At 66.5% G+C, this 25,828-nt stretch carries 19 protein-coding genes and 2 pseudogenes; 5 read left to right on the top strand and 16 right to left on the bottom strand.

What is annotated here, in order from left to right:
* Nucleotides 1-9: 9 nt before the first annotated feature.
* The 3 genes from EET13_RS12715 to EET13_RS12705 form a co-directional block, all read right to left on the bottom strand.
* Nucleotides 10-903 (bottom strand): phosphatase PAP2 family protein, encoded by an 894-nt coding sequence (locus EET13_RS12715; RefSeq protein WP_122442618.1) that lies wholly within the window; start codon nt 901-903, stop codon nt 10-12.
* Between the two features lie 95 nt (nt 904-998).
* Nucleotides 999-2,291 (bottom strand): threonine ammonia-lyase, encoded by a 1,293-nt coding sequence (gene ilvA, locus EET13_RS12710; protein ID WP_122442617.1) that lies wholly within the window; start codon nt 2,289-2,291, stop codon nt 999-1,001.
* A gap of 33 nt (nt 2,292-2,324) precedes the next feature.
* Nucleotides 2,325-2,762 (bottom strand): nitroreductase family deazaflavin-dependent oxidoreductase, encoded by a 438-nt coding sequence (locus EET13_RS12705; RefSeq protein WP_122442616.1) that lies wholly within the window; start codon nt 2,760-2,762, stop codon nt 2,325-2,327.
* Nucleotides 2,763-2,852: 90 nt separating this feature from the next.
* Between EET13_RS12705 and EET13_RS12700 the strand changes: the two genes are divergently transcribed.
* Nucleotides 2,853-3,083: a hypothetical protein gene (locus tag EET13_RS12700; RefSeq protein ID WP_122442615.1), complete on the top strand. Its 231-nt coding sequence runs from the start codon at nt 2,853-2,855 to the stop codon at nt 3,081-3,083.
* A gap of 6 nt (nt 3,084-3,089) precedes the next feature.
* On the opposite strand, the gene EET13_RS12695 is transcribed toward EET13_RS12700, so the two are convergent.
* Together EET13_RS12695 and fadD11 are read right to left on the bottom strand one after the other, a co-directional pair.
* Nucleotides 3,090-4,976, bottom strand: a complete 1,887-nt coding sequence (locus tag EET13_RS12695; protein WP_122442614.1) for a lysophospholipid acyltransferase — start codon at nt 4,974-4,976, stop codon at nt 3,090-3,092.
* The gene (gene fadD11 / locus EET13_RS12690) at nt 4,973-6,817 is read right to left on the bottom strand and encodes a fatty acid--CoA ligase FadD11 (protein ID WP_122442613.1); all 1,845 of its coding nucleotides are present in this window, start codon (nt 6,815-6,817) and stop codon (nt 4,973-4,975) included. The genes EET13_RS12695 and fadD11 overlap by 4 nt, the downstream gene beginning before the upstream one ends.
* Nucleotides 6,818-7,111: 294 nt before the next feature.
* Here fadD11 and EET13_RS12685 point away from each other — a divergent pair, with 294 nt between their 5' ends.
* The gene (locus tag EET13_RS12685) at nt 7,112-9,478 is read left to right on the top strand and encodes a glycosyltransferase (RefSeq protein WP_122442612.1); all 2,367 of its coding nucleotides are present in this window, start codon (nt 7,112-7,114) and stop codon (nt 9,476-9,478) included.
* A 7-nt stretch (nt 9,479-9,485) separates the two neighbouring features.
* Here the strand turns inward: EET13_RS12685 and EET13_RS32775 are convergent.
* From EET13_RS32775 to EET13_RS12660, 6 genes and pseudogenes are all read right to left on the bottom strand, one after another.
* Nucleotides 9,486-9,622 (bottom strand): annotated as a pseudogene (locus EET13_RS32775) (hypothetical protein); the annotation flags it as partial.
* 458 nt (nt 9,623-10,080) lie between these two features.
* Nucleotides 10,081-11,788 (bottom strand): annotated as a pseudogene (locus EET13_RS32280) (PE family protein).
* A 166-nt stretch (nt 11,789-11,954) separates the two neighbouring features.
* Complete coding sequence (gene dnaE / locus EET13_RS12675) at nt 11,955-15,506, bottom strand: DNA polymerase III subunit alpha (protein WP_122442611.1); 3,552 nt, start codon at nt 15,504-15,506, stop codon at nt 11,955-11,957.
* A 67-nt stretch (nt 15,507-15,573) separates the two neighbouring features.
* Nucleotides 15,574-16,005: a type II toxin-antitoxin system Rv0910 family toxin gene (locus tag EET13_RS12670; RefSeq protein ID WP_122442610.1), complete on the bottom strand. Its 432-nt coding sequence runs from the start codon at nt 16,003-16,005 to the stop codon at nt 15,574-15,576.
* A gap of 790 nt (nt 16,006-16,795) precedes the next feature.
* Nucleotides 16,796-17,599, bottom strand: coding sequence for an SDR family NAD(P)-dependent oxidoreductase (locus EET13_RS12665; protein WP_122442609.1), 804 nt, complete (start codon nt 17,597-17,599; stop codon nt 16,796-16,798).
* 4 nt (nt 17,600-17,603) lie between these two features.
* Complete coding sequence (locus EET13_RS12660; RefSeq protein WP_122442608.1) at nt 17,604-18,620, bottom strand: SDR family NAD(P)-dependent oxidoreductase; 1,017 nt, start codon at nt 18,618-18,620, stop codon at nt 17,604-17,606.
* Between the two features lie 227 nt (nt 18,621-18,847).
* Here EET13_RS12660 and EET13_RS12655 point away from each other — a divergent pair, with 227 nt between their 5' ends.
* Nucleotides 18,848-19,258 carry a group I truncated hemoglobin gene (locus EET13_RS12655; RefSeq protein WP_122442607.1) on the top strand — a complete coding sequence of 137 codons (411 nt, stop codon included), beginning with the start codon at nt 18,848-18,850 and terminating at the stop codon, nt 19,256-19,258.
* Nucleotides 19,259-19,291: 33 nt separating this feature from the next.
* Here the strand turns inward: EET13_RS12655 and EET13_RS12650 are convergent, their stop codons facing one another.
* The 4 genes from EET13_RS12650 to lspA are packed head-to-tail and all read right to left on the bottom strand — an operon-like array spanning nt 19,292 to nt 22,569.
* Nucleotides 19,292-20,464, bottom strand: coding sequence for an RNA polymerase sigma factor (locus EET13_RS12650; RefSeq protein ID WP_122442703.1), 1,173 nt, complete (start codon nt 20,462-20,464; stop codon nt 19,292-19,294).
* A 46-nt stretch (nt 20,465-20,510) separates the two neighbouring features.
* Nucleotides 20,511-20,999: a YciI family protein gene (locus tag EET13_RS12645; protein ID WP_342212283.1), complete on the bottom strand. Its 489-nt coding sequence runs from the start codon at nt 20,997-20,999 to the stop codon at nt 20,511-20,513.
* Nucleotides 20,996-21,922, bottom strand: a complete 927-nt coding sequence (locus EET13_RS12640; RefSeq protein WP_122442606.1) for an RluA family pseudouridine synthase — start codon at nt 21,920-21,922, stop codon at nt 20,996-20,998. Before EET13_RS12640 ends, EET13_RS12645 begins: the two co-directional genes overlap by 4 nt.
* A complete protein-coding gene (gene lspA, locus EET13_RS12635) occupies nt 21,922-22,569 on the bottom strand; it encodes a signal peptidase II (protein ID WP_122442605.1) in 648 nt (215 codons plus the stop codon). Before lspA ends, EET13_RS12640 begins: the two co-directional genes overlap by 1 nt.
* A 57-nt stretch (nt 22,570-22,626) precedes the next feature.
* Here lspA and EET13_RS12630 point away from each other — a divergent pair, with 57 nt between their 5' ends.
* Nucleotides 22,627-23,586, top strand: a complete 960-nt coding sequence (locus EET13_RS12630) for an asparaginase (RefSeq protein ID WP_244603890.1) — start codon at nt 22,627-22,629, stop codon at nt 23,584-23,586.
* On the opposite strand, the gene EET13_RS12625 is transcribed toward EET13_RS12630, so the two are convergent.
* Nucleotides 23,551-24,963 carry a DNA polymerase IV gene (locus tag EET13_RS12625; RefSeq protein ID WP_483237962.1) on the bottom strand — a complete coding sequence of 471 codons (1,413 nt, stop codon included), beginning with the start codon at nt 24,961-24,963 and terminating at the stop codon, nt 23,551-23,553. The two genes, EET13_RS12630 and EET13_RS12625, sit on opposite strands and share 36 nt — an antisense overlap.
* Before the next feature lie 56 nt (nt 24,964-25,019).
* On the opposite strand from EET13_RS12625, the gene EET13_RS12620 reads away from it, so the two are divergent.
* Nucleotides 25,020-25,592 carry a class I SAM-dependent methyltransferase gene (locus EET13_RS12620; protein WP_122442603.1) on the top strand — a complete coding sequence of 191 codons (573 nt, stop codon included), beginning with the start codon at nt 25,020-25,022 and terminating at the stop codon, nt 25,590-25,592.
* The last annotated feature ends 236 nt before the right edge of the window (nt 25,593-25,828 follow it).

The raw sequence follows: 25,828 nt of genomic DNA, 5'->3' as shown, positions 1-25,828 counted from the left end.
CGCGCCCGGTTACGCGGCGTGCGCTCCCCGGGTGCTGTCCCACCACGTTCCGACCAGCACGACGACACCACCCCAGGCCATGCCTACCAACCAGCCGGCCAGCACATCGCTGATGTAGTGCACCCCCAGATAGATGCGCGAAAATCCGACCAGGGCGGACCATCCCATCGCCACAGTCCATACCATGACCTGCCCGGTCCACGAGGTGATCAACCAGCGGCTCAACAGCCACGCGGAGAGCACTGTGACAGCGGCGGTGCCCGCCGCGTGACCGGAGGGAAAGGAGTATCCGCCTTCGTCGATCGCGGCGAACGGCAGACCCGGACGATCCCGGAGTACCAGTGCTTTCGCGACCATAACCACCAGCGCCATTCCGCCGCCGGCGACCAGAGCAAGCACCACCGGCAGCCAGGATCTGCCCCGCCAGACCACAGGGGCGCAGGTCAGCGCGGTGAGCACCGCCATAGCGGCCGGACCGCCGGCCGCTGTAACGATCCCCAGCGTCGTGGTCAACCACAGGTCACGGTGGGCCGCAAGCCATTCGGCAGCCGGTTGGTCGATCCCCGCTATACCGTCACCCTCGAGGACGTCATCGAGCACTTCGGTGAAGCAGACCGCCAATGCCGTGACCGCCGCAGCGCCAATGAGCAACGCGGCACCGGCGACCTCGGACACCGCCAGTCGTCGAGGCAGCGCCCCTCCTCTGGCGCCGGCCCGCGCGCGTAGCCAGGCCACCACGCGGCCGATCACGGCGAGGTTGCGTGCACGCGCCCACCGGCTGCGCATCGGCGTCTCGTTTCGAGCGATCCACATCGCCAACGCGCCCAGTACCAGCAGAAAGCCCACGGTGGCTGCGCTCACCAGACCGAAACCGGGTGTACCGGGTCCAGATGGCTGGTTCATGTTCTCACCCAACGTGCAGGGCAATGCGGCGGGGGTGCGGGCGTCGACCAGGTTATCAAGCCGTCAGCCCGTGCAGATGTGACCAAGGACGCCGGTTACAGCAAGTAGCGGTAGGCAGGCGAACCCGGCTCGAGGGCTTCGATGTGAAGGTCGGTCGCCCGCATCCGGGCCAACAGCCCGTCCAAGTCCGCGGCCGACCCGAGCTCGACACCTACCAGGGCTTCGCCGGTCTCGCGGTTGTTGCGCTTGACGTATTCGAACAACGTGATGTCGTCGGTGGGGCCGAGCACCCCGTCAAGGAACCGGCGTAGCGCACCGGGCTCCTGCGGGAAGTCCACCAGGAAATAGTGCTTGAGGCCCAGGTGGACCAACGAGCGCTCGAGCACCTCGCCATAGCGTGACACGTCGTTGTTGCCGCCCGAGATCAGGCACACCACGGCGGACCCGGGCTCGATGTCGGCTTCCAGCAAGCCGGCCACCGACAGGGCGCCCGCCGGCTCGGCGATGATGCCCTCGTTCTGATAGAGATCGAGCATCGCGGTACACACCGCGCCCTCGTCGACGGTGGTGATCGACACCATGTCCCCGGCGGCTGCCAGCGCCGAATACGTCAGCGCCCCGGCCCGGCTGACCGCCGCGCCGTCGACGAACTGGTCCACGTAGTCCAAGGTCACCGGCTCGCCCGCGGCCAGCGCGGCCATCATCGCGGCGGCCCCGGCCGGCTCGATACCCAGTACCGCGGTGGTTGTCGTTCGCTCCGCCAGGTAAGTGCTAATCCCGGCGATGCAGCCCCCGCCGCCGACCGGCACCACCACCAGATCGGGCTCTCGGACGATCGGGCCGAGCTCGGCAAGGATTTCGACGGCGATGGTGCCCTGGCCGGCAATGGTCCGCAGGTCGTCGTAGGGATGTACCAGCGTGGCGCCGGTGCGCCGGACGTCTTCCAGCGCCGCCTCGGCGGCCAGGTCATAGGTCGCCCCGCCCACGATCAACTCGATGAACTCCCCGCCGTGATAGCGGATTCGGTCTCGCTTTTGTTTGGGTGTTTTGGCCGGGACATAGACGCGGCCGTGCACCCGCAGTGCCCGGCAGGCGAAAGCGAAGCCCTGCGCGTGGTTACCCGCCGAGCAGCACACCACGCCGGTGGCCAGCTCCTCGTCGGTCAGTTGCACCAGCAGGTTGTAGGCCCCCCGCAGCTTGTAGGAGCGCACCACCTGCAGGTCTTCGCGTTTCAGATAGACGGTCGCGCCGGTGATCGCCGACAACCGGTCACTGAGCTGCAACGGCGTCGGCGTGATGACCGGGGCAATCCGCGTCGCCGCACTGTCGATGTCAGCCGCCGACAGCAGCGGCGGGCTGCTCGGGCACTGGCTCAGTTCAGCGGACACCGATCAATGGTGCCATGCCAGCCGCCGGGCGACTCAGCTCGTCGGCGTCAGCACGAACACCGGGATCTGGCGGTCGGTATTTTTCTGGTATTCGGCGTAGTCCGGCCAGGCCTGCACGGCCCTATCCCACCACGTGGCCTTCTCATCGCCGAATACCTCGCGGGCCTCGTAGTCCCGCGTGACGGTGCCGTCTCGAAGCTCGACCCGCGGATTCTTCTTGACGTTGTAGTACCACACCGGGTTTTGCGGGGCACCGCCCAGCGAGGCGACGATTGCGTACTCGCCGTTATGCTCCACGCGCATCAGCGGCGTCTTGCGGAGTTTGCCGGATTTGGCCCCGACGGTGGTCAGCAAAACGACGGGTTTGCCCTTCATTTCCGTGCCTTCGGTCCCACCGGATTCCGAGTACTTGTCGGCCTGTTCGCGCGACCAATCGAGGGGGCTGGGCGCGTATTCACCTTCTAGCGGCATAACCACACTGTAGAGAGGCATGCTCACGCTGCCGACACCGCCGGCCAAACTTCGGGTACCCGAAACCAAAGTCGCCGGTATGCTGAATTTATGACCACAGCCGAACGATTGCGCTCGTTCGCCGCCCCGAATAATGCGGACGTGCTGGTCGCGGGTGTGCCCTGGCCGCGGCACAAGTTGTTCGCCGTGATCGCCGGGTTCGCCGCGCTGATGCTGCTCGGGGCAGTGACCACGAGTGCAGCCGCGGCGGTGCTGGGCGCCACCGCGGTCGGAATCGTCATCGGCCTGGTGTTGAAGATCCTCACACCGGCGCAGCGCTGAGGGCCGTCACCGCGTTCTGGCCAGTTCGGCGATCGCGTTGACCCGCCGTATGGCCGTCGCGATCTCGTCGGCGAATTCACGCCGCCGTTGGGCAATGTCGTGAGAGTCGTCGGAGTCGGGGACTCCGTCCACGAGCTCACGATGGCGAACCAGTCGAAGTGCGGTCTTGAAAAGCTCCATCGACCGCGACTCGGCGTTGGCAATTCTGCGCTGCAATTCCCACTGCTTGCCCACCTGCAGACACTCGGCAAGGAATGCCTGCTCGTCGAACACGACGTCTTCGCAGGCAGCCAACCGGTCGGCGACGATGTGGTAAGCGTCCAGGAACGGCCGTAACACCAGATGCGCCAGCAGCAGATCGGCCGACTCTAGCAGCTGCCGTACCTGCTCGGCGGTGGCGGCCTTGGTGGTGTCTTCCACCGGCCCGATCAGCCGTACTTCGTCGGCGAGGTCCTTCTCGAACTGCGCGCGCGCCGAGAACAGGAATTCGAACTTGAGCAGCTCGCGAAGGCGTAGCGCCTCGTCGCGCACGGTCGCGGGCAGCACTGAACCTTCAGCGGAACCTTCGGCGATTTCCGCGGCCGCCAGCAAGGCCAGCTCGGCGATGGCACGGTCGACGAAGATGTGGATTGCGGTGTTGCGATAGAACGCGGCGACGAGATGCTGGTCCTCGCCGATGCCCCACACCGCTTCGGTGCCGGCCTCGTAGACGCGTACCACTCCCGACGCGACCATTTGGTGCAGTGCCCACCGGATGGTGGAGCGATTGGTCAGATCCGCCGCGCCGGCCACCGCCCAATGACGCGCCGCGATGTAGCTGGCCAGCGGTTGCACCGTGGCCAGCACCTCGCTGATGGACAGCGAGCGGTCCGCACCCAGCAGCGCCAGGCTGACCACCGCCGTGGGCGTCACCGGCGTGGCGCGGTTGATGCGGTGCTCCACGTCCAGGGCAATGCGTTCGATCTCGGTTCCGCTGCCCGATTCGTCGGCCCGCAACTCCTCGAGGCGTTTGCGCAGCGGCAGCGGCTCGCCGAAGTCCAGGTAGGCGCGGCCGAGCCGTTCGCCCTGCTGGCGCGCGAGCCGGATCAGGAAGCGCAGGTCCTCCGGTGGTTTCACCGCACCGTAGGCCTCGGTGGTCATGGCTTCCACCTCGTGCAGCTGGTCGTACACGATGGATGTCGGCACCAAATACACCTCCGGACCGTCGATTTCGTCGACCGCGTCGGCGATGTAGCGCAGGATCCCGAACACCGGAGGGCGCAGCTTGCCGGTCCGGGTCCGGCCCCCTTCGATCGACCAGGTCAGGTTGGCGTGGTTTTGCACCAGCTGCGCGGCGTAGGCGCGCAGCACGAACCGGTAAACGGGGATGTCTTTGGTCTGGCGCCGGATGAAGATGGCCCCGGTGCGTTTGGCCCACGCACCCATCGGGAAGAAGTTCAAGTTCGCGCCGCCGAAGGTCAGCGCCGGTGACAGCCGATTGGCCAGGATGACCTCGGGTAGCAGCAGGCCGTCCAGATACGACCGATGCGAGAAGGCGAAGGCCAGGGTCGCCCGGCGATCCAGCTTGCGCAGTGAGGCGATCTGGTCCTCGTCGACGAGAACGTCGTAGGCCCGCATGAGCCAACGACTGAAACCTCGCCATGCCTCGACGGCGCGCTCGTCGAGCGAGGCCGCCATCTCCCGCAGGTAGCTCGCGGCCTCGGCGCGCACGCTGTCCGGATCACGCTCGAGTTCGTTGGCCAGCCTGGCCAGCCGGTCGTCGTACCACGGGGTGCCCAGTAACTGGACGACCTCGGCCGGGTCGGTCGACAACGGTGTGATCGATTCGTCGATAATTCCGGTGCGCTGCAGCAGCTTTCGCACCGCAACCCGACCCGCTTCGCGCGCCGTCACCGCCGCACCCCCAGCGATGCCGGATGTGCGGACGCCGCGACGGCCGGTTCATGGACATCGGGCCCCGGCTCGACCGCATAGAGTTCCTCGATCTCGGCGGCGTACTTGGCAAGAATCGGGCGCCGCCTGAGCTTCATGGTCAGCGTGATCTCGTCACCGCCGGGCTCCCACACGGTGGGCAATACCCGGAAGCGCTTGATCTGCTCCACCCGGGAAAGTTTGGCGTTGCCCTCGGCCACGCCGGCGGCGATCCGGGCGATCACCTCGGGGTCGGCGGCCAGGGCCGCGGGCGAGGCGTCGGACAGCCCATGCTGGGCGGCGTACGGCCCGACCGAATCGGCGTCGAAAACCAGCAGCGCAGTGTTATAGGGACGCCCGTCACCGATCGCCATCATCACGCCGACCATCGGGCAGCTGGCCAGGATGCTGTTCTCAATGTTGGCCGGCGACATGTTCTTTCCGGCCGCGTTAATGATCAACTCCTTCTTGCGGTCGACCACCCGCAGGTAGCCGCGTTCGTCGACGTCGAAAATGTCGCCGGTGTGCAGCCAGCCGTCGGCATCAATGGCCGCCGCGGTCTTCTCCGGTTCCTTGCGGTAACCCTTCATCACCAGCGGGCCGCGGACCAGATATTCACCGTCGTCGGCGATCCTGCCTTCCAGCCCGGGCAGCAGCTTGCCGACGCTGCCCAGCCGCACGTCACAGGGGTGGCACGCGGTAGCCGCGCAACTCAGCTCGGACATTCCCCATATCTCGGCAATCGGAATGCCGATGCCCGCAAAGAAACCCAGCGTCTCCTTCGGGATGGGCGCAGCTCCCGAGATCGCCCACCGAAGCTCCCCAAAGCCGAGCCGCTCGCGAAGCTTCGACAACACCAGCTCGTCGGCCCTGGCCCATTCGGCCGCGACCTCATCGGGGATCGGCATGCCGGCGAGCACCGCTTCGGCGCGTCTGGCAGCCACCGACATCGCCCACTGCAGTGCCTGCCGCTTCATCTCATCGGCCTCGTGGCTGACCGTGAATTCGATTCCGGCTTTGAGCTTTTCCCATACCCGGGGTACCGCGCCCCACACGGTGGGCCGCACGTCGGGCAACGCCGCCGCGATGGCGCGACCGTCGGAAACCACCGTGACCTGGGTGCCGAACATCTCCTGGAAGTACAGACCGGTCATCCGGTCGGCGATATGCGCCGACGGCAGAAACGACGTGACCCGATCCCCGAACTCGATTCCGAGCACCTCATCAATGGCATAGCCCTCGAACAGCAGGTTGGTGTGAGTCATCTCCACACCCTTGGGGTTCCCGGTGGTTCCGGATGTGTAGATGAGGGTGACGACGTCGTCGGGCCGGACCGCGCGCCAGGCCGCCTCGAAGTCGAAATCAGCGGGCGCTGCCGCATAGAGCTCGGCGATCGAGATGGTGCCCTGCGGCGCGCCGTCAATGCAGACGATGTGGTCGATGGGGGCACCGCTGGCACGGATGCGGTCGACGTATTGCTCCTCGCAGAGCACCACCTTGGTGCCGGCGTTGTCGAACACGTAGGTCAGCTGCTCGGCGGGCAACGTGTTGTAGACCGAAAACGACGTGGCGCCAACGTGTTGGGCGCCCACTTCCAGCGGATAGAACTCGATGCGGTTGGCCATCATCAGCGATACCGTGTCGCCGCGCCCGACCCCCAGACCCGCAAGGCCGGCAGCAACGTGGCGCACCTGGTCTGCATATTCGCGCCAGGCCAGCGTCTGGGCGCCACCCGGGGTCCGCAGTGCCACCGCATCCGGGTCGATGGCCGCGGTTCGCTGAAATGCCTGGCACATGGTGGCCGGGCGTTCGGTCGTGGTCATCTGTCCCTCTCTTCGCGGCTGCATCGTGTGCGAATCAGCGCTGCCCGCTCACATCGGTGAGCGTACGTCGGCGATCGCCGGGCATGGAAGACCGCGCCTGGCGCCCGCACCCGATATTGAGCTTTCGCAAGCCAAATTCCGTTGGCCCCCAAGTCATCTGGAACCTAGAAGGCGAGTTCGATTGGCCATCCCCGGATCGAGCGCTTCAGCGCCGTGGACGGAGCTGCTGCTTGGGGTCTGCCCCGGCCGCACATATCCGCAACCCGACGCGCGATTGCTGGGTACGATTTGGCCGTGTCCGACCCACGGGCAGAGCGCGCGAAGCGGCCGGCAATCTGCCTCAACATGATCGTGCGAAACGAGGCACACATCGTCGCCGAGGCGCTCGACTCGGTGGCGCCCTACATCAGCTCGTGGGTGATCGTGGACACCGGCTCCGACGACGGGACTCAGGCTCTCATTCGCGACCACATGGACAGGCTCGGCGTTCCGGGTGAGCTCTACGAACGCCCGTGGCGCAACTTCGGTGACAACCGCACCGAGGCGCTGACCCTGGCCCAGGGTCAGGGCGACTACGTTTGGGTGGTCGACGCCGACGACTTGCTGGTGGGCAAACCCGATTTCGCGGGCCTGGGCGCCGACGTCTACTGGGTGCGTTACGTGTGCAACGCCCACGGCTACTATCGCTCGCAGTTGTTCCGCGACGGCGTGCGGGTGCAGTGGGTGGGCGTCACTCATGAGGCCCCGATGTGGGATTTCGCCTGCTGCGTGGAGGCGCGCCTGGAGGGCGATTACCACATCGAGGATCGTCAACGCGGTGCCCGCAACTTGTCTGGGCAGAAGTATGCGCGCGACCGCGATCTGTTGCTGGCCGAGGTTGAGCGCAACCCCGCGAACGCGCGGTCGATCTTCTATCTGGCCCAGAGCTATTACGACCTTGGCGATTTCGCCAACGCGCGCAAGTGGTATGCGCGGCGTGCCGAGATGGGCGGCTGGGAGGAGGAGACCTACTACGCGATGTGGCGGGTCGCGGTGTCGATGGGCCAGCTCAACGAGCCGTGGCCCGACGTGCGCAATGCCTATTTGCGGGCCTGGAAGTTTCGGCCGACCCGAGCCGAACCGCTGTTTGCCATCGCAGCCCGGTACCGCGCCGACGGGTGCTACCAACTCGGCTACGAGTTCGCCAAGCGCGCCGCAGATATCCCGTTCCCCGAACAGGACATGTTGTTTGTCCGCACCGACATCTACAACTGGCGCATAGCCGACGAACAAGCGGTGTGCGCCTCCTGGATCGGCAAGCACGCCGAGGCGTTCACGCTGTGGCGGCGGCTGCTGACCCGATCCGACCTCCCGGAGAACGAGCGCCAACGGATCGCGGAAAACCGCGACGTCTGCGCGCCGACGATGATCGAGGCGGCGTCCGCGTATCCCGACCCGGAGCTGCTGGCTTCCGTGCCGCGTCATGGCCGACACAACTCCGGGGTGGTCGTCAGCCTGGTCGCCGGGCCGGATCTCGCTGCCACCCAGCAGACGCTGGACTCATTCTTGCGCTGCTGCAACGACGTCTCGCGGGCCGGACGCTTCCTGGTCGTCGATGCCGGCCTATCCGGCCCGGATCGCGAAATACTATGCCAGCGTTACGAATTCCTCGACGTTGTTCACATCGGCGCTCAGCTCGGGCAAATCCGCGCCCAGATCCACGCACGGTTCTGGCTACATCTGGGCCAAGGCTGGCGATTCTTCGCACCCGAAAACCTGATCACCCGCCTCACGGCCGTCCTCGAAGCCGAACCGCAGGTGTATCAGGTGGGCATCAACCTCGGCGATGCGGTCAAGCTGACCGGCGTCAGCGCGCCCGAGCAGGCGGTGCGCCGAACACCGGAGGGCGGCCGATACCTGCTCACCGACGAGATCGCCACCGGCCCGGCGATGTTCGATACCGAACGACTGGACCGGCCCGGCGGTAGCACCGCCAGCCTCGACGAGGTGCTCTGCATCGCCGGCGACAGTAGCGATGCCGCTCTCTACACACCGGCGTTCTACGACGGGCAGGCCGCGGGATCGTCCGCCTCCGCCGCAGTGATGGTGCCGATGCTGGCCGAGCTGACCCGGCCCAATTCCGTGCTCGACGTTGGTTGTGGGGTCGGCGGTTGGGTCGCCAGCTGGCTGGACAGCGGCGCCGACGCCATCGGAGTGGACGGCGATCACGTCCCGCGCGCTCAGCTATGCATCCCCGCCGACCGGTTCATCGACTATGACCTGACCACCCGGTTGGACCTAGGTCGTCGATTCGACCTGGTTATCTGCCTTGAAGTGGCTGAACACCTGCCACCGGAGGCCGCCGAGACGCTCGTCGACAGCCTCTGCCGACACGGCGACGTGATCGTCTTCTCGGCGGCGATCCCCGGCCAGGGCGGAACGGGGCATATCAACGAGAGGTGGCCGAGCTTCTGGGCGGCGCTGTTTGCCGCCCACGGCTACCGGCCCTACGACCTCCTCCGCGGTCGGCTGTGGTGGGACACCCGATGCGAGTGGTGGTACCGGCAGAACGTGCTCGTCTACGCCACCGACGACGTCGCCCATGGGCACGGATGGCCCGACATGACCGGGCCGTTGGACATGGTCCATCCGGAACTTTTCGCACTGCGTGGTGGCGGGTGACCAGGCGCTAACCGCCCAGGCACCCCGGACCGAGCAACTCTTGAGGTCCCCCATCAATGCCGGCGAAGGCGTCACCCGCAGCGACTGATCCAGCTCCCGCGTGGTGATCCGGTCCCCGCTGACAAGCCGCACGTGCACCTGCGACAAGAACATCACCTCAAGCCCGCCGGGAAGCTCTTCTAATTATGCCGTGGTCCAACGAATTTCATCATCCGAGTCGCGGAGCCAGGGCCAGTTTCGCAGTTCCTTCCAGCCACGACGACGGCGACGGCGACACGGTGGTTGGGTCCGCCGGCGCGCGCGGCGGTGTTCTTCTTCGACGAAAGACCGACTGTCAAGCGTGGACCGCACCCCGCCAGCCCTGCCGATGAAAGCCGGCCGCGCCGCGATGATGACCCGTCAGCATCACCGCCGGTCACCTGTTCGCGGCCGTCAACGCCGCCACTGGTTCTGACCGACCTAACTGTTGGGCTCGCAGATCGTGGACCTGCAGCATCTCCCGTCCGAACCTTAAACCTCCAGTTGACCGCCCGATTCGAGATCATCCGAGAAGCCGGGAGTCCCCGTAGCGGCGGCAGCCGGGTGTACCGGCCTCGGCCCGGTTAACCGTTGGCCCCAAATGCGCCCTGCTTGCCCTCGGCGCCGATACCGCCATCCGTGCCGGGCAGGCCCGCCGTGGGGTTGTTGCCTCCGGTAGCCGTGCCGCCACTTCCAGCCGCTCCGCCGGCACCAGCGGCGCCGCCTTGGCCACCGACGCCGCCCTGGCCGGCAGCACCGCTGGAGCCCGCAAAACCGAGCAACCCTCCAGAGCCTGCGGTACCGGCGGCACCACCGGTCCCGCCGGTACCGCCGGTACCACCGGTACCGCCGCTACCACCGTCCCCGCCGTCCCCGCCGGTAGCGGAAACAATCCCAATGCCACTTCCATTGGCGCTACCGCCAGCGCCGCCGACGCCGCCGATACCGCCTGCCCCGCCGACGCCGCCGACGCCTCCGGTGCCGCCGGTGCCGGCGTGGCCCCCAATGCCGACCAGCAAGCCGCCCCGACCGCCGTCACCCCCGGTGCCTCCGGTGCCTCCGGTGCCTCCGGTACCTCCGGTGCCTCCGGTGCCTCCGGTGCCACCACCACCGCCAACCGCCTGACCACTCACCCCGTTGTTGTTGACGGTCATACTGGCTGGACCGCCGGCACCACCAGTGCCGCCCGCCGCGCCGGTGCCCGCCGATCCGCCAACGCCGCCCGTGCCGCCTTGCCCGCCGGCCCCGCCGTCGCCGAAGAACAGCCCACCATTCCCGCCGGCACCGCCATGACCGCCGACGCCGCCCGCGTTGACAGCACCGGCAACACTGCCAGGCCCCCCCAAGCCGCCATTACCGCCAAAACCGCCCTTGGCATCCAGGGCATTGAAGCCGTTGTTCACGGTACTTGCGGTGCCGCCGGCACCGCCCGTCCCGCCGACCTGCCCAACGGTTCCTTGAGGCCCCGGATTTCCGGCGCCGCCCTGGGTCGAGCCATTGGTGCTAATTTGGCTGATGCCACCCCCACCGGTGGTCGCGGTGCCGCCGTCGGGAGTGGTCACGCCGGCTCCGGCCAGCCCGGTGCCGCCCTGCCCACCGGCGCCGCCGCTGCCGAACATCACAGCGCTGCCACCCTTGCCTCCCATGCCGGGAGCCCCGCCATTAAAGCCTGAAACCGCAGCACCGCCCTGCCCACCGACACCGCCGTTGCCATACAGTAACCCGCCGCCGCCGCCATGGCCGCCAGCCGCACCGTAGCCACCGTGGCCGCCGGCCCCGCCGCTGCCGAACAAACCGGCGTTTCCGCCATTGCCCCCTGCCAAACCGGAGTCACCTGGTTGGCTATAGCCCGCCCCGCCATTGCCCAACAACAGGCCGCCATTGCCGCCGTCGGGATGTGCGGCCGTCCCACTGGTGCCGGTGCCGATCAACGGCCGCCCCAACAAATACTCGGTCGGCGCATTGATGGCATTGAGGATCTGTTCCTCAATGGTCTGCAGGGGTGAAACACTAGCGGCATCGGCAGCCGCATACGCTCCTGCGCCCGAGTTCAGGGCCTGCACGAACTGGTTGTGAAATGCCGCCGCCTGCGCGCTTACTGTCTGAAATGCCTGTCCATGCGCACTAAATAACGTGGCGATGGCCGCCGACACCTCATCGGTACCCGCGGCCATGATCCCGCTTGTCTGAGCCGCCGCCGCAGCCCGCGCGACATCGATGGACGACCCCATAGTGGTCAATTCTCCAGCTGGCCGCGCTCACCATCTCCGGCGTTACCATCACGTACGACATCAGCTCTCCTCCGAATCAGCCAAACACGTGGAAGCAAACCGGCCCTGACTCATTGGTAAGCGAAAGTAACACAACCCGAGGCCGGGAAACGAGTAACCGGAAAAAACTGACCCAATCGCGAATCCTGCGGCAGGTCAACGGTTCTCAAATCGCGTTCCGCTTTAGCCTAACTGCCCAGGCACCCCGGACCGAGCAGCTCCTTGAGGTCCCCCATCAATGCCGGCGAAGGCGTCACCCGCAGCGACTGATCCAGCTCCAGCGTGGTGATCCGGTCCCCGCTGATCAGCCGCAAGTGCACCTGCGAGGTGCCGGGATGACGCGCCAGCACCTGCTTGAGGGCGGTCACCTTGTCGAAGGTGCACTGCCGGGTAGGCAGACTGACGGCCAGCGGCCGCTGCGCCTGTGCGTTGGAAAAGTCTGGCACCACAAGCTCATTGGCGATCAACGAAACCCGGTCATCACGGATCGCGACCTTGGCGTTGACCAGCACCACGGCGTCGTCGGCGATTTCGGCGCCGTAGCTGGAATAGGTGTGCGGGAAGAACATCACCTCGATTCCACCGGTAAGGTCTTCCAGTTGCGCTGAAGCCCAAGGCATTCCGTTCTTGTTGACCCGTCTGTTGACCGATGCCAGAATGCCGCCCACCCGCACCTGGGCGTCGTTGGGCACATCGCCGTCAAGGATCGCCGGAATTGCGGTATCGACCTGGCCGGCGAGCAGGTGTGCCACCCCGTTGAGCGGATGCCCGGACACGTACAGGCCCAGCATCTCTCGTTCCAGGGCCAGCTTGTGCTTGTCCTCCCACTCGTCGTCGGGGACCTTGATGGTGAACACGGGGTCCGCTGCGCCGGTCCCGTCGTCATTGCCGCCGAACAGGTCGAACTGCCCCATCGCCTCGGCCTTCTTGGTGCCCAGCACCGAGTCCACCGCGTCGGTGTGGACCAGGAACAGACCTTTGCGAGCATGGCCCAGCGAGTCGAACGCCCCTGCTTTGATCAACGACTCGGTGACCTTCTTGTTGCACGCCGAGATGTCAATCTTGTTCAGATAGTCCGAGAAGTCGGTGAATTTGCCCTTGTCGTTGCGGGTTTGGATCAGCGAGCCAACGACGTTGGCGCCAACGTTGCGTACCGCGCCCAGGCCGTAGCGGATGTCCTCGCCCACCGACGCGAAGTTCAGCCCGGACTCGTTGACGTCCGGCGGCAAGACGGTGATGCCCAGCTTGCGGCAGTCGGCCAGATAGACGGCTGCCTTGTCTTTGTCGTCGCCCACCGAAGTCAGCAGGCCGGCCATGTATTCGGCCGGGTAGTTGGCCTTGAGGTAGGCCGTCCAGTAGGAGACCAGCCCGTAGCCGGCGGCGTGCGATTTGTTGAACGCGTAGTCAGCGAACGGCAGGATGGTGTCCCACAGCGCCTTGATGGCACCGGAGGAGAATCCGTTGGCCTGCATGCCCTGTGAGAAGCCTTCGTACTCCTTGTCGAGCACTTCGCGCTTCTTCTTGCCCATCGCCTTGCGCAGAATGTCGGCTCGGGCCAGCGAGTAGCTGGCCACTTTCTGCGCGATGCGCATGATCTGCTCTTGGTAGACGATGAGGCCGTAGGTTTCGGCCAGGATCTCGCGGAGCGGTTCGGCGAGCTCGGGATGGATCGGTTTGATCGCCTGCCGGCCGTTCTTGCGGTCGGCGTAGTCGTTGTGGGCGTTCATGCCCATCGGGCCAGGCCGGTACAGCGCCAGCACCGCGACGATGTCTTCGAAGCCGGTCGGTTGCATGCGGCGCAGCAGGTCGCGCATCGGGCCGCCGTCGAGCTGGAACACACCCAGGGTGTCGCCGCGGCCCAGCAGTTCATAGGTGGGCTTGTCGTCCAGCGGCACCGATTCCAGGTCGAGGTCAATTCCCTTGTTGGCCTTGATGTTATCGATCGCGTCGCCGATGATCGTCAGGTTGCGCAGGCCCAGGAAGTCCATCTTCAGCAGGCCGATCGCCTCACACGACGGGTAGTCCCAGCCGGTGATGATGGCCCCGTCCTGCGGTCGCTTCCACAACGGGATGGCCTCGGTGAGCGGCTCGCTGCTCATGATGACCGCACAGGCGTGCACGCCAGCGTTGCGGATCAGGCCTTCCAGCCCGAGTGCGGTCTGGTAGATGGTGCGCACGTCCGGATCGGTTTCGATCAGGCCGCGAACCTCAGCGGCTTCCTTGTATCGCTCGTGAGCGGGATCGGTGATGCCCGACAGCGGAATGTCCTTGGCCATGATGGCTGGCGGCAATGCCTTGGTGATCCGGTCGGCAATCGCGAAGCCGGGTTGCCCATAGTGGATTCGCGCCGAGTCCTTCAGTGCCGCTTTGGTTTTGATGGTGCCGAAGGTGATGACCTGGGCTACCCGGTCGTGGCCCCATTTGTCGGCGGCGTAGCGCACCATCTCGCCGCGGCGGCGGTCGTCGAAGTCGATGTCGATGTCGGGCATCGACGTGCGCTCGGGGTTGAGGAAGCGCTCGAATAGCAGACCGTGCGGAATCGGGTCGATGTCGGTGATGCCGAGGGCGTAAGCGACCAGGGAGCCGGCGGCCGAGCCGCGGCCCGGTCCGACGCGGATGCCGACCGACTTCGCGTAGCCGATCAAGTCGGCGACGATCAAGAAGTAGGACGGAAAACCCTTGGCGCAGATCACATCGATCTCGTAGTCCGCGCGGGTGATGTAGCTCTCGGGCGGTCCGTCGGGGAACCTTCGGCGCAGTCCCGCGGCCACCTCATGGTGCAACCAGGACGCGGGGTCGTGGCCGTCGGGAACCGGGAAGACCGGCATCCGGTCACGCGGTGTCCACACGTCGGCGTATGGCTGCACGCGTTCGGCGATCAACAGCGTGGAGTCGCAGGCGCCGGGGACCTCGTCGTCCCAGATCTGGCGCATTTCAGCGGCCGACTTGAGGTAGTAGCCGTCGCCGTCGAACTTGAAGCGATTGGGGTCCGACAGGGTCTTGCCGGTTTGGACGCACAGCAGCGCTTCGTGGTTGTGGGCCGCGTCGCGGGTCACGTAGTGGCAGTCGTTGGTGGCCAGCGGTGGAATGTTGAGGGTGCGGCCGACGTGCAGCAGCCCCTCACGGACCCGCCGTTCGATGGTCAGCCCGTGATCCATCAGCTCGAGGAAGTAGTTGTCCGGCCCCACGATCTCGCGCCATCTGGCCGCCGCTTCCAGCGCCTCACGCTCCTGACCGAGGCGAAGGCGGGTCTGCACCTCACCCGAGGGGCAGCCGGTGGTGATGATGATTCCCTCGGCGTGCTCGGCGATGAGCTCAGCATCCATGCGCGACCACTTGCTCAGCTGGCCCTCGAAGGATGCCAGCGACGACAGCTTGAACAGGTTGCGCAGGCCGGTGGCATTCTCGGCCATCATCGTCAAGTGGGTGTATGAGCCACTTCCCGAGATGTCGTCGGCCTTCTGGCTCGGGTCGCCCCAGAAGATGCGCCGGGTATCAAAACGAGACGCGGGCGCGATATACGCCTCGACGCCGATGATCGGTTTGATCCCCGCCTGAGTCGCCGAGTTGTAGAACTCGCTGGCGCCGAACATGTTTCCGTGATCGGTCATGCCGATCGCCGGCATCTGCAGCCGCTCGACCTCGGCCAGCATGGGGTTGATCTTCGCGGCACCGTCCAGCATCGAGTACTCGGTGTGGTTATGCAGGTGCACGAAGCTCCGCGACGAAGAACCGCTCATAGGGACGCCAGTCTATGACTGAGCACCGACGGCTTTCGCGCGTGTCGCGAAGTGTGTCGCGTGGTCGCTATGCATACAGCTCGACGAACTGCTGCAGCGACTTTTCCACGTCGCCCTTGACGGCTCGGGCAGCTGCCGAACCCACCGGCCCGAACAGCGCGCGACCGCCCAGTTCAAGGCGCAAGCCAAGGCTGCATCCGTCTTCTGCCGGTATCACCGTGAGGGTGACACCGTACTTGGCGCCGCCTTTGCCGGAGCCCGACAGTGCAACCTCGTGGGGCGGATTCCATTTGGTGACCGTCCAGGTGACTCGGTTGCGCATGCCCTTGGCCCGGGCCACACCCACGATTTCGACGCCTTCGCTCAACTCGTCCGGGAGCTCGCTGCGCCATCCCTCGTGGATCACCAGCCAATCACCCAACTCCGACAGATTGGAAACGTGCGCCCACGTGTCGTGTGGGGTCATCGGAACGTCGGCGGTCATCGCAACGGAAGCCATCGCACGAGCCTAGCCGTGGTGACGATGCGGGCCGCATGGCCCGCTGAGGAGCACGGCAATCACACCTAGCCGTGGTGACGATGCGGGCCGCATGGCCCGCTGAGGAGCACGGCAATCACACCTAGCCGTGGCGACGATGCGGGCCGCATGGCCCGCTGAGTGTGCGCTGATGGCCTCGACGGTGCGCTGATGGCGCCGAGTGTGCGCTGATGGCGTCGAGCGTGCCGTCAGGGTGGGCCGCGCGCGGATGTACCGCCCTGCGCGCACGCTCAAAGCCGTCACCGCACACTCCAAAGCCGTCATCGCACACTCGATACGCGGAAGCCGACCTGATGACGTATGAAGCTTCTGCGCCTGATGACGCATGAAGCTTCTGCGCCTGCACCGAATACCGGGCCTTTGCAAGAGGTTCAAGCGAAAGCCGCATATCACCGCCGACTACAACCGCCAAAGCAAGCGTGGGCTCCAAGGCTGTGCCCGTCGACGCGCTGATCAAGTCGATACAGCTTCGTAGCAGCATGCAGAAAGCCCGCGGTAGCCCGCGGGATCACCTCAGCCCGGCAACCAACCTCGAAGCACCGCCCCGTCAGCATCGCCTAGCCCGACACCTGCTTCAACGCCCGCACCCCATCCATCTCCGGCGGAACTAACGACCCAACACCCATCCATCGCAGCCACCGACCAATCTCAGCTGGGATGCTCAAGTTGAACTGGGCCAATCGCCGTCCGCCCGGCGCCGGACGACGCCTACCGAGACTGCTGAGACAGATGCCACGTGAGCTGACACGCTCTAGCGACCGGGTCCCCCACGCAGCCGGTTGCCGATCCGGATCGCGGGCAGCAACAGGGTCCGCGGCGCGAATCTGCCACCGGTGCTGACCAATTTGGGCACTGCTCCGGGGACCACGGTGCGTTTACCGGCGAGCATCCCCGCGATCGCGGCTTCGGCGACGTCGCGCGGCGATACCTGCGCGATCGGAATGCTGAAGCGCTCGGCGCTGGCGATCTCGGCCCACTCCGTGGGCACCGGGCCCGGGCACAATGCCGTGACGGACACGCCGGTTCCGTGCAGCTCCTCTTGGACGGCTTCGGAGAAGGTCAGCACAAAGGCCTTCGAGGCGGAGTACACCGCCATGAACGGAATCGGCTGGAAGCCGGCGATCGACGCGATGTTGAGCACCGCGCCCGCGCCCCGCTCCACCATGCCGGGCAGTGCTGCGCGGGTGAGTTCCATGAGAGCCAGCGCGTTGAGGGTGACCTGCTCACTTTCGCGCTCGGGTGACATCTCGTAGAAACGGCCGCTGGTGCCGAAGCCCGCGCTGTTGCATAGACCGGCGATCTCGTCGCTACCCAGCCGATCGGCCAGCTGTACCCTGGCTTGCGCATCGGCCAGATCGAGTGGCAAGACTTCAACGCCCACCGAGAACTCCCCGCGCAATTGTTCGGCGAGTTCCTCGAGACGCTCGCGGCGCCGGGCGACCAGCACCAGCGGAAAGCCGCGGCGGGCCAGACCGCGAGCCAGTTCGACTCCAATACCTGATGAGGCGCCGGTGATGACGACGGTGGCCTGCTTGTTCGGTTTGGGAAGACTCATGATGTCACCAATGTATCCCTCGGGTCGCCTGCACGAATGTTTCGCTTCTCTTGTCCAAATCCGATGTGTCCGTTAGTGATTCGCCTCCTTTGGCCGCGGCGGAATCCCTGAACATGCTGAACGCCCGGTTGCGGACCCGGTCCATGACGGCCGGGTTGACAGCGTCGGCCACCGCCGCGAATTGCCCGAAGGGCGAACTCGCCCGCCGGGGCCGGTGCACGATCGCGTCGGTGATCACACCGGCCGCCTGGTCCGGGGTCAGCGTGGGGAATTTGTCGTAGATCGCGGTCGGGCTGATCATCGGCGTTCGCACCAGCGCCATGTGCACGGTGGTGAACCGCACGTTGTCGTTGACCGTCTCGGCTTGCAGCGCGTCACACAGGCTGTCCAACGCGGCCTTGCTGGCGATGTAAGCGCCGAAACGCGGAGCGCGAGTTTGCACGCCGACCGACGAGACATTGATGATCTGGCCGAATCCGCGTTCCCGCATACCCGGAATGAACTTGAGGATGAGCTGGACCGCGCCGAGATAGTTCAGTTGCATGGTCCGCTGGTAGTCGTGAATCCGGTCATACGACAACTCCAGTGAGCGCCGAATTGATCTGCCCGCGTTGTTGATCAGGATGTCGACCCGGCCCAGATCCGCCAGTACCTGGTCGGCCATCGCCGCGATGGCATCCATGTCAGACAGATCGCACGGGTAGACGTGCGCGGCCCCGCCATTGCCGCGGATATCCTCGGCCACCTTTTCCAGGTTCTCCCTGGTGCGCGCGACCAGCACAACCGTGCCGCCGGCCTCGGCGATCTTCTTCGCGGCCGCCTCGCCGATACCCGACGATCCGCCGGTGATGAGGACGATCTTGCCCTCAACCGCGTCGCCCAGCGTCCGGCCCTGCACCGCATCGAGCAGATTCCTCAGATAGAAGGGCCGATATCGCCCGGCAGAGTTCGGCGTGTTGACGATATTGGACACCGTCGCGAACGGCTTTTCGACGAGGTTCGCTAAGTCACCAAGATTCATCGGTTGTCGCTCCTGATGGCGGTGTGGTGGATGTGACGTTGGTCATGAAGCAAACCTAGGGCATCGGTCAACGACTGGGGCGAACCCGTCGCCAAACCGGGCCGGCCCACACCTCCAAAAAACGGGGCCGCCACCCGCGTTGCTACGCAATCGACTTGTTACAGCAGATAATCCGGGGGTGATCGCGCCCTAACGGCCAAGCAACGCCGAGCTGTTCCCCTGACCGGATGGAACTACTGTCACGCTTCCGCAGACGCGAACCGGCCAGCATCTACGACCAGGTCGGTGGCTACCAGGCGATCGAGGGCGTCGTCGACGACTTCTACGTTCGGGTGCTCGCCGATGACCAACTCGCTGGCTTCTTCGCCGGCACGAACATGAGCCGGCTCAAGGGCAGACAGACGGAATTTTTTGCCGCAGCCCTGGGCGGACCGCAGCCCTACACCGGCGCGCCCATGAAGCAGGTACATCAGGGCCGCGGCATCACCATGCACCACTTCGCCCTGGTGGCCGGACACCTGGGCGACGCGCTGACCGCCGCCGGCGTGCCACCCGCAACGGTCACCGAAATCCTCAAGGTCATCTCACCGTTGGCCGCCGACATCGCATCCGACGAGAGCTCCAGGGCCAGGGTCTGAGCCGGGCCGAACCGGTCGGCAACCCACGATGAGTCAGCGCTCGCCCACTGCGGCAAGCCGGCGCCGCAGGTATGTGACGACGCCGGCGTCTGTACTCAGGTCGATGGCCGTGCGGTAGGCCTGCGCGGCGGCCGCGGGACGCCCGAATGCGACCAGCAGATGCGCCCGGACGGCCCAGGCCGGCTGGAACCGCGCAACCGCAGGGTCGGCAATCGCATCAAGCGCGCTGAGCCCGGCCTGCGGCCCGTCGAGCTCAGCGTCAACTGCCGCCAGCGACACCGACGCACCCAGCGACGGCGCGACACGCAACAGCGCGCGGTGCAGCTTGCGCAGCGATAACCAGTCGACGTGACCGCCGTGCGCGCGGACACAATGCGCCGACTGGATCGCCGCCTCGTATTGATATCTCCCAGGACAGCCGATGCGGTGTGCGCGACGCAGCAGTACCTCCCCCCGCGCAATCATCACCGAATCCCAGAGCCGGGCGTCTTGTTCGTCCAGCGGCACGAACTCGCCCCGGCTGGTGCGCCGCGCAGCCCGACGCGACTCCGACAGACACAGCAGCGCCGCCAAGCCGAGTGCTTCGGGCTGGTCGGGCAGTAATTCGGCCAGCAGCAATCCCAGATGCAGCGCCTCAGCCGACAACGATTCCGTCGGTTCAGCGCACGGCGCTGCCTGCCAGTCGATCGCAAACGCTCCGTATACGGCCTCCAGAACCGCAGGCAGCCGCTCGTCGAGTTCGGCGCGAGCCGGCACCACGAAGGGTATGCGCGTGTCACGGATTCGGCGCTTGGCACGGACCAGTCGCTGCGCCATCGTGGCGGCCGGAATCGAGAACGCCCGGCCGATCGCGGCCGCGTCGATACCGAGCACGGTCTGCAGCATCAAGGGTGCGCGGCAGTTCTCGGCGATTGCCGGATGCGCGCACACCAGCATCAGCTCGAGGCGGCGGTCCAGAATCGCATCCGGATCATCGTTGAATTCGTATGCGGCGGAAGTTGTTTCATCGAGCATATCGGTCATTCGGTAGGCATGCGACTTCCATCGGTCGCGCAGCCGGTTGCGGGCAACGGTGAGCAGCCAGCCGTCCGGATTGGCCGGTATTCCCTGGACGGGCCAGCGGATGAGCGCGCGCTCCAGCGCGTCGGCGAGGGCGTCTTCGGCCGCGGGTATGTCGCCGGTTGGCGCGGCCAGCAGCGCCAACAACCGACCGTATGATCCGCGAGCCAATTCAGCGACCCGAGCACGCACCTCACCCAGGGCGATACCACCCCTTACCGCGAGCGTAAGTGACTGCAACGGGCCGTATTTCGACCGTCCCCCATGCGGCCGCGGGGCACCGTCGCGCCCATGACAGGGCCGCATCCAGGTCGGGCACCTCGATGACGAACACCCCGCCGAGCCGTTCTTTGGTGTCGGCGAACGGTCCGTCCTGAATCTGCGGGACACCGTGGTGGGCAGTCAAGGTGGTGGATGCGACCGCCGGCTGCAGCACCTGGGTCCCGATCAGCACCCCCGCCGCGTCGAGATCGTCGGCATACGTGGCGAACGCCGCCCGTGCGGGGGCCATGTCTTCGTCACTCAGCCCGATCTGACCGCCCTCCTGGTAGTGCATGAGTAGGCAGTACTGCATGTTGATCTCCCCTTCCGACTCGATGGTGTCACCGCTATGACGATCGTGGTGGCACCAGATCGACGCGGGACGGAGGTCCGGAAGCCAGTCGACTGAGCCCGCCATCATCCCTCGGCTCGTAGCACCTCCAGCGCGTGCTGCAGGTCCGCCGGGTAGGGGCTGACGATCTCCACCCGCCGGCCATCGGCGGGATGAGCAAAGGCCAGCGACTGCGCGTGCAGCCACTGCCGTTCCAGGCCAAGCTTTTTCGCCAGCTTGGGGTCGGCTCCGTAAACCAGGTCACCGCAGCAGGGATGGCGCAGCGCGGCGAAATGCACCCGGATCTGGTGAGTGCGTCCGGTCTCGAGCTCTACGTCGAGCAGGCTGGCGGCGACGAAAGCCTCGATGGTGTCGTAGTGGGTCACGCTGTGCCGGCCGTTCGTGGTGACCGCGAATTTCCATTCGGGGCCGGGGTGGCGGCCGATCGGTGCGTCGATCGTGCCGCTGGACGGATCGGGGTGTCCTTGCACCAGAGCGTGATACCGCTTCTCGACGGTGCGGTGCTTGAATGCGCGCTTCAGCACGGTGTACGCCCGTTCCGACAATGCCACCACCATCACCCCGGAGGTGCCGACGTCGAGGCGATGCACAATGCCTTGCCGTTCGTGCACGCCGGATGTGGTGATGCGATAACCCGCAGCGGCAAGACCGCCGAGCACCGTGGGACCGGTCCAGCCCACCGATGCGTGCGCGGCGACCGCGGCCGGCTTGTCCACCGCGACGATGTCGTCGTCGGAATACAGAATCGTCATGCCCTCGATGTCGACGGGTATGTTTTCCAGCGGTGGCGGCGCCTCGGGCAGCCGAACCTCCAGCCACGCCCCCGATGTCAGCCGGTCGGATTTGCCCGCCGGCACGCCGTCCAGTTGAACGCCGCCGTCTTCGGCGATGGACGCCACCGCACTGCGGGAAAGTCCGAGCAGACGCGCCAGCCCGGCATCCACGCGCAGGCCCGCCAAGCCCTCCGGGACGGGCATCGAGCGGTCGGCCATCAGTGTTGATCAGCCTTACGCCGGCCAGTGTCTCCGTCGGCCTTGCGCCGAGTCGGTGCGGCGCGGTCGGCTTTACGCCGGCCTACGGTGTCGAAATCGAAGCCCAGGATCGACAGGACCACCAGCAGGATCGCACCGCCGACCACCGACGGATCGGCGACGTTGAACACCGGCCACCAGCCGACCGACAAGAAGTCGACGACATGTCCCCGAAGCGGCCCCGGCGCCCGGAAGAACCGGTCAACCAGATTGCCCATGGCGCCACCCAGAATCATCCCCAGCCCTAGCGCCCACCAGGGGGACACCAGCCGTCGTCCCATCCAGAAGATACCAACGACCACGCCCGACGCGATCAGCGTCAATACCCAGGTGTAGCCGGTCGCCATGGAGAAAGCGGCACCGGAATTGCGCACCAAAGTCCACGTCACGGTGTCGCCGATGATCGGCACCGGCTGTCCTGGCGGCAACAGCTTGACGGCCAGCACCTTGGTGACGATGTCCAGCGCCAACACGATCGCCGCAACCGACAGCAGCAAGCGCAGCCGCCTGGGCGGCGACTGCGACGCGGAAGCCTCGGCCTTCCCGGCTACCCTGCCATCCCCCGCCGTGGTCGGCGGATCGGCTGATCCCGTTGGTTCGTCAGGCACCCCACCATCATCCCCCAGTCCCGTGACCGACCCCACATGCGGATGGCGATACCCGGCATGCGAGATGATCGCAGCATGGGCCGCCTCACTGTCATCGCCACCGGCGGCACGATCGCCACCAGCACCGGCGCCGACGGAGTGCGCCGTCCATCGCGCAGCGGGACACAACTGACCGCGGCCCTCGGCGCAGATCTCGACGTCGACGCCGTGGACCTGATGGCACTCGACAGTTCGCAGTTGACACCGACAGATTGGGATCGCATCCGCGTCGCGGTGCAGACCGGCGTGGATGGCGGTGCAGTCGGTGTCGTCGTCACCCACGGCACCGACACCCTCGAAGAAACCGCACTCTGGCTGGACCTCACCTACTGCGGTACCGCTCCGGTGGTCGTCACCGGCGCCATGCGTAGCGCAGACGCCGCCGACCCGGACGGCCCGGCCAACCTGAGCGACGCGCTGACGCTGGCGGCCGACCCGGCGGCTCAGGACCACGGCGTGCTGGTGTGTTTCGCCGGTCGCGTATTGCAACCACTGGGCCTGCGCAAGGTGGGCGGCGGCGACGGCCTGAGCGGATTCGCCGGCGAGCTGCTCGGCACCGTCACCGGCACGGTGACCATGACGCGGCACAAGGCACGCCCGTACCTCGGCGAACTGCGGGCCGCCGAGGCGCCGCGCGTCGATATCGTCGCGGCGTATCCGGGAAGTGACGCCGTCGCGCTGGACGCCTGTGTGGCCGCCGGCGCCCGGGCAATCGTGCTCGAAGCGTTGGGCTCAGGAAATGCTGGGCTCGCGGTAATCGACGCGGTGCGCCGCCACTGCGATGACGGGGTGGTGGTCGCGGTCTCGACCCGGGTCGCCGGCGCGCGGGTGGGCGCCGGCTATGGTCCGGGTCACGATCTGGTCGACGCCGGCGCGGTGATGGTGCCGCGGCTGCCGCCGTCGCAGGCCCGGGTGTTGCTGATGGGCGCGCTGGCGGCCGGGCTACCGGCCGCCGAGGTCATCGGCCGCTGGGGCTGAGACGCCGGTCGGTTCGTCGGCCCGCAGCCGGCCGACATAATCCGGCCAGTCCAGGCTGTCGACCGGGTTGGCCGCGACGAGCTCGGCGGTGTCTATGGGAAACGTCCGCGCCGGACCCGGGCCCGAACTACGAGTCTCGAACCGGACGGTGACCACGCCGTGCCCGGCGCCCTGTACCCAGCCGTGCCCGAGTTCCGGGTGCGCGACGTCGTCGCCGATGCGCCATCCGGCGTTGCCGGCTCCACCAAATTGCGCGGCCCGTAGCGTGAGCAAGTCGTGCTGGGCGTCCTCCGCCGGATCCGATGACAAGTCCAAGTCCGGGAACAGCGACTCCTGCTGCACCTCGCTGAGCCCCGAAAAACCAACGCCGAGAAGGCGAATCGGCCCGATCTCAACGGGGTCCAGCAGCAGTCGCCGGGCCACCGCGATCAGCGCCCCCGCCTCGGTGGTCGCGTAGGGCATCGTCGCCGAACGGGTCAGGGTGCTCATGTCGGCCTTCTTCAGCTTCACAGTGACGGTGCGAGCTCCGCGGCCGTCGCGCAGCAGGCGTTGATAGGCGTGTTCGGCGATCGGTTCGATCGCCTCACGCAGCTGGTCAACGGTGGTCAGGTCGGCGGCGAAGGTGGACTCGGCGCTGATCTGCTTGGCTTCGGCTCGCTCGGCAATGGGCCGGTCGTCGATACCGCGGGCCAGCCGGTGCAGTGCGGGCCCGACAGTCGCGCCCAGGATGTTGGCCACCTCGACGTCGGTCAACGCGGCCAGCTGTCCCACCGTCTCGATGCCGAGTCGATGCAGCTTTTCCTCGGCGACCGGGCCGATGCCCCACAGCCGGCGCACTGGCAAGCCGCGCAGAAGCCCCTGTTCTTCCTCTCGGCGGACCACTCGAATGCCGTCGGGCTTGGCCAGTCCGGAGGCGATCTTGGCCATCTGCTTGCCCGAGCCGGCCCCGACGGAGGCCACCAGGCCGGTGTCCTCACGCACCCGTCGTCGCAACGATTCGCAGAACTTCTCGACGTCTTCGGCCGCTGCGGCGCGCAGATGGGGCGGTTCTGCGAAGGCCTCGTCGAAAGACAGCTGCTCGACCACCGGGACGAGGCTGCGCACGGCGTCGAAAACCCGGCGGCTGGCCAACCCGTACACCACACCGCGCGGCGGCAACACCACCGCCGTAACACCGATCAGCCGGCGCGCCTGGTGCATCGGCATGGCCGAGCGGGCACCGAAGACGCGCGCCTCGTAGCTGGCGCCGGCGACCACACCGCGTCCGCCCAGACCTCCCACCAACACCGGCCGGCCCTTCAGGGTAGGACGGGTGAGTTGTTCGACCGAGGCGAAGAACGCGTCCATGTCCAGGTGCAGCACCCAACGGGACTCCACAACGGGCAATGCTATTCGCGGCTACGGGACGCGTCCGTGGGCTAACGTCGGTCGGTATGGCAATGAATCTGGTTCACCGGCTGTGCTGCAACTCCGACCGCTGGGCCAGGGAAGTTGAAAGCCGGCTCTTGCCATGGGTGCTCGCCGACGTCGAGCTGGGTGACAACACCCTCGAGATCGGACCCGGATACGGCGCATTTCTGCGGCTACTGGCCGACATGACGGCGAACCTGACCGCTGTCGAAATCGACGCCCCGATGGCGCAGCGGCTGCAGGAACTCTACGGAGACCGGGCACGCATCATCATCGGCGACGGCACGGCTACCAGACTGCCCGCCGACGAGTTCAGCTCGGTGGTGTCGTTCACCATGCTGCACCATGTACCGACTGCGAACCTGCAGAACCGGCTGTTGGGCGAGGCCTTCCGGGTACTGCGCCCGGGCGGCGTATTCGCCGGCAGCGACGGCGTGCCGTCTCTGATGTTCACCATGTTGCACCTTCGCGACACCTGCAACCCGATCCCGCCGGCAACCTTGCCGGACCGCTTGCGCGCAGCGGGTTTTCGCGACGTCGACGTTGAAGTTCGCGACCGCAGGCAGCGCTGGCGGGCGATCAAACCCGCGGCATGACCCCCCACTGACCAACCGTGTCGCTGCGAAGCGACATCAGAAAGGCCAAGGAAACGCAACGTGTGTCCAAGCCACGCCGGGTCCGGCTCCGTCCATCGGTTCGGCGACGACATCCCCGCTAAAATCTGTCGACAGGTCAGCGAGCGGTGTACGCATCCGGCCCAACTGCTGCGGAAGGCCCGGTTCGCCCCGCCGGTGGAGCAGTTGGCGATTGGCGGCACCCGGTAGGTACATCG

Source organism: Mycobacterium attenuatum (genome assembly GCF_900566085.1).
Taxonomy (GTDB): Bacteria; Actinomycetota; Actinomycetes; order Mycobacteriales; family Mycobacteriaceae; genus Mycobacterium; species Mycobacterium attenuatum.
Note: the sequence above shows the minus strand (reverse complement) of the source record. Positions and strands in the feature narration are given on the sequence as shown.